General features: G+C 63.5%; 4 protein-coding genes. 3 read left to right on the forward strand and 1 reads right to left on the reverse strand.

The genetic code is table 11. The features are described 5' to 3' along the window. Nucleotides 1–1551, forward strand: a 1551-nt coding sequence (locus EN935_RS22720) for a 3-hydroxyacyl-CoA dehydrogenase (protein WP_164771267.1), incomplete at its 5' end; no start/stop codon positions are given. Nucleotides 1552–1556: 5 nt separating this feature from the next. Here the strand turns inward: EN935_RS22720 and EN935_RS22725 are convergent. After that, on the reverse strand, nucleotides 1557–2363 hold the full coding sequence (locus tag EN935_RS22725; protein WP_109664047.1) for a LuxR C-terminal-related transcriptional regulator: 807 nt from the start codon (nucleotides 2361–2363) through the stop codon (nucleotides 1557–1559). A gap of 115 nt (nucleotides 2364–2478) precedes the next feature. On the opposite strand from EN935_RS22725, the gene EN935_RS22730 reads away from it, so the two are divergent. Together EN935_RS22730 and EN935_RS22735 are read left to right on the forward strand one after the other, a co-directional pair. Beyond that, on the forward strand, nucleotides 2479–3615 hold the full coding sequence (locus EN935_RS22730) for an ABC transporter ATP-binding protein (protein WP_127264851.1): 1137 nt from the start codon (nucleotides 2479–2481) through the stop codon (nucleotides 3613–3615). After that, nucleotides 3596–4752, forward strand: a 1157-nt coding sequence (locus tag EN935_RS22735; protein WP_164771268.1) for a spermidine/putrescine ABC transporter substrate-binding protein, incomplete at its 3' end; no start/stop codon positions are given. The genes EN935_RS22730 and EN935_RS22735, both read left to right, overlap by 20 nt.

Genomic DNA, 4752 nt, shown 5'->3' on the forward strand with positions numbered 1-4752 from the left:
GTCTTCGAGGGCGATCTGACCACCCATGCCGTGAACTTTGCCAGGGAATTAGCCCGCAAGGGTGGTCTTTTCACGCCGGTGCGCGATCGCGACGAGGGGCCCAAGGAGACCGACCTCGCGGCTTTCGACGCCGAGGCAGCGGAGCTCGCCAGGAAAGCGCGCGGCCTTGAGGCGCCGATCGCCTGTGCGCAATCGGTGCGCAATGCTGTCATGCTGCCCTTCGATGAAGCGCTCGCGGCGGAACGCGCGCTGTTCGTGAAACTCGTCGCCAGCGACCAGTCGCGGGCGCAGCGGCATTTGTTCTTCGCCGAACGTGAGGCGGCAAAGCTTCCCGGAAAAGACATCGTCAAGCGCCGGATCGCCCGTGTCGGCGTCATCGGCGCCGGCACGATGGGCGGCGGCATCGCCATGGCCTTCGCCAATGGCGGCTATCCCGTGACCTTGCTGGAAACCAGCCATGAGGCATTGCAGCGCGGGCTGGCGACCATCGACAAGAACTACTCGGTGTCCGTCACGCGCGGCTCGCTGACGGCAGATGCCAAGCGCGAGCGGCTCGCCCAGTTCAAAGGCTCCACCGACTATGCCGATCTCGCCGATTGCGACCTGATTGTCGAGGCGGTGTTCGAGGACATGGCGGTCAAGAGGGAGGTTTTCGGCAAACTCGAAGCGGTGGCCAAGCCGGGTGCGATCCTGGCCACCAACACCTCCTATCTCGACATCGACGAAATCGCCGCCTCGACCTCGAGGCCGCAGGATGTGCTCGGCCTGCATTTCTTCTCGCCGGCCAATGTCATGAAGCTGCTGGAGATCGTGCGGGCCGACAAGACCGCGCCCGATGCGCTGGCAACTGTCGTCGACCTGGCGCGGCGGATCGGCAAGGTGGCCGTCGTCGTCGGCGTGTGCCACGGCTTCGTCGGCAATCGCATGCTGGCCGCGCGTGGCTCGGAATCCGAAGCGCTGTTGCTGGAGGGTGCGACACCCAGCCAGATCGACAAGGCCTTCACCGATTTCGGCTGGCCGATGGGGCCGTTCCAGATGGGCGACCTCGCCGGCCTCGACATTGGCTGGCGCAATCGCAAGGCACGCGGCCAGACGGCCGTGATCGCCGACACGCTATGCGAACAAGGGCGTTTTGGCCAGAAGACCGGCCGGGGTTTCTATCTCTACGAGGCTGGTGCGCGCACACCAATGCCAGATCCCGAGGTTGAAGCGCTGATCCGCGACAAGGCCGCCGAGAAGGGCATCTCGCCGCGTGCGATCAGCGCGGAAGAAATCATCGAGCGCACGCTCTATCCCCTGGTCAACGAGGGCGCCAAGATCCTGGAGGAAGGCATAGCGGCCCGTGCGTCCGACATCGATGTCGTCTGGGTCAACGGCTACGGTTTTCCCATCGGCAGAGGTGGGCCGATGTTCTGGGCTGGCCTTGAAGGTCCGGCCAGGATCGTCGAGCGGCTCGATTACTGGCATCAGCGGACAGGCAAGGACGTGTTCAAGCCCGCGCCGCTGCTGAAGCGGATGGCCGGGGCCGGGTCGTGGGAAGCCGGCGGTTAGGGGAATTACCGGATCCGTGCGTCGATGATCTCGACGAAGCGCGCGAACAGACCGGCCTGCGACTTGATCTTGAGCTTGCGGTAGATGTTGCGGCGGTGAACCTTCACGGTTCCCGGCACGATGCGCATGGCCCTGGCGATCGATTCGGTGGAGTGTCCCTGCAGCACCAGGTCGACGACATGCTTTTCGCGCGGCGTCAGCGACAGGCTCTTCCAGATATGGGCACGGTCGAATTCGTTGACCGGCGCTACCGTCTCGTCCTGCTTCAATTCTGCCGGTTCGTCGGTCGCCAGGGCAGGCCAGCGCAACCTGATGAAGCTGATCACCGCAGGCGCCATGTCGCGCAACAATCTGGCATCAGCGGTGCCGAACGGGCCTGAAGCGCGCAGCCGCATCAGCGACAGCACCAGCGCATCCTTGCCCGGCAGCGGCACGAAGAAGCCGACCTCCTCGGCCAGTCTGGTCTGGCTGTAGTAGGAGCGAAAATACTCGCTGGCATAGAAGCGGTCCGGCGCCAGTTCGCGCATGCGCCAGAACCCTTCCTTGCGCTCGACCGCCGCGTGGTGAAACGGGTCAAGCAGATACGGCCCCTCCTGATAGAGCGCGACGAAGACGTGGCTTTCGGCCGGCGAAAAGGTCTCGAACAGCAGCGGCGGGCGCGAGGCGCCGCGATAGCCGAAGACCACGCAGTGATCGAAACTGACATGGAGCCGCAGCCAGTCGACCAGCGCCTTGCCGAACAGGTCGCCGCTCGTCTCCCGCGTCGCCGCGACGAGCGTGGCGAGCTGGCTGTATTCGTCGCTGCGGGACAATCCATACCCCCTTAAACGAGAAAATAGATCAGATATACCACCTACGAGGTATATACTAGCCGGCATTGGCTCTGGTAGCGTTCTGAAATTGCCCTGTCGCTGGAGCCCGCAGCCTTTGACCGCAGTGCCCGACATCGAGTTTCGCGGCGTCACCAAGCGCTATGGCAGCGTGACGGCTGTGAGCAGCATCGATCTCGCCGTGCCACCTTCCGCCTTTGTTGCCTTGCTCGGTCCCTCCGGCTGCGGCAAGACCACCTGCCTGCGCATGATCGGCGGTTTCGAACAGCCGAGCGAAGGCAAGGTGTTCATTCGCGGCCAGGACATGGCCGGCACGCCGCCCTACCGGCGGCCGGTCAACATGGTGTTCCAGCAATACGCGCTGTTTCCGCATCTCGATGTCGAGGACAACGTCGCCTACGGGCTGCGCCAGGCGCGGCCAAGGCTGTCGTCGCGCGAGATCGCCTCGAGGGCGGGCGAGGCGCTCGAAATGGTGCGGCTCGCCGGCTATGGCCGCCGCAAGATCCACGAACTGTCAGGCGGCCAGCAGCAGCGGGTCGCGTTGGCGCGCGCGCTGGTCAACAAGCCGGCCGTGCTTTTGCTCGACGAGCCGCTGGCGGCGCTCGACAAGAAGCTGCGCACCGACATGCAGATCGAGCTCCAGAACCTGCAGCGCGAGATCGGCATCACCTTCGTGCTGGTCACCCACGACCAGGAGGAAGCGCTGTCGATGAGCGATTTCGTCTGCGTCATGAATGGCGGCCGCATCGTCCAGCTTGGGCAGCCGAGCGAGATCTATGACGAGCCGGCCGATTTGTTCGTCGCCGACTTCGTCGGCAAGACCAATCTCTTGAGCGGCACCGTCGCCGGGCATACCGGCGATCTGGTGGAGGTAACGCTTGCCGATGGCACGGTCATTGCGGCGCGCAAGCGAACCGCTTTGCAGCAGGGCGAGACCGTTTCGGTCAGCCTGCGTCCTGAATCACTCAGTCTCGGCGCTCAGACAAGCGGCCCATTCAAGGGCATCGTCCGCAACCGGATTTTCCTTGGCTCGACGGCGGAATACGCGATCGAGGTCCAGGGCATCGGAACGCTGCTGGCCAAGGCCGATCATCTGATCGGCCATGGCAATCTCTTCAAGCCGGGTGAACCCGTCGCCATCGGCTTTGCCTCCGGAACGCCGCTGGCGTTTCCGGACACCAAGAACAACGGGACCAACCAGAGGGTAGATAAACATGTCGAAATCATATCGTGACGGACTGCCGATAAGCCCCGAGAATTTTGTCGACCAGTTGATGCGTTTGAAGCGCGGCTCGATCGGCCGCCGCGATTTCCTCGGCCTCACCGGCCTTGGCATTGCCACGGCGGTGATGGCGCGCGAGATCGGCATCATGCCGACACCGGCCTTCGCCGCGGAAAGCCTTGGCGACCGCATGTCGATCGCCACCTGGCCGAACTATCATGACCCGGCGACCTTCGAGAATTTCAAGAAGGACACCGGCGTTGCCGTCGAGGTCAACGTGTTCGGCTCCAATGAGGAGATGCTGGCCAAGCTGCAGGCCGGCGCCTCGGGCTGGAGCCTTTTCGTGCCGACCAACTACACGATCTCGACCTACAAGAAGCTCGGCATCATCGAGCCGCTGGAGATGGCGAAGCTGCCGAACTTCGACGGCTCGCAGGAGGATCCACGCTTCACTGGGGAAGGCACGATCGATGCGGTGACCTATGCGGTACCGAAGAACTGGGGCACCACCGGCTTTGCCGTCAACACCAAGAAGCTGACCAAGCCGATGACGAGCTGGAAGGAATTCTGGGACACCGCCATGGCGGAAGGAGACAGCCGCACCATGGTGCACGACTACCAGCTGACCACGATCGGCAATGCGCTGAAATATTACGGCTACTCGTTCAACTCGCTCAAGCAGGACGAACTCGCCAAGGCGGAGGAACTGCTGCTGAAGGTCAAGCCGCATCTGTTCGCGGTCTCATCCGACTACCAGCCTGGGATGCGCGCGGGTGACGCCTGGATGACCATGTGCTGGACGAACGACGGCGCCCAGCTGCATCGTGACATTCCCGAGATCGCCTATGTGCTGGGCAAGGAAGGCGGCGAGATCTGGACCGATTTCTACGCCATTCCGAAGGATGCGCCGAACAAGCCCGCAGGTTACGCTCTGCTCAACTATCTGATGAACCCGCAGGTGGCGGTGAAGGAGCACCTGGCCAATGGTGCGCCCTCGACCGATGCGCGAGTCAACAAGCTGCTGCCGAAGGAGGTGCTCGACAATCCGATCCTCTATCCGGCGGCGGACCTGTTGACGCCGCTGGAATTCGGCGCGGCGGCAACGCTGACCGACCCCGGCCGTGCCGAATTGATGGCGCGCTTCAAGTC

The organism is Mesorhizobium sp. M7D.F.Ca.US.004.03.1.1 (assembly GCF_003998635.1).
Classification (GTDB): Bacteria; Pseudomonadota; Alphaproteobacteria; order Rhizobiales; family Rhizobiaceae; genus Mesorhizobium; species Mesorhizobium loti.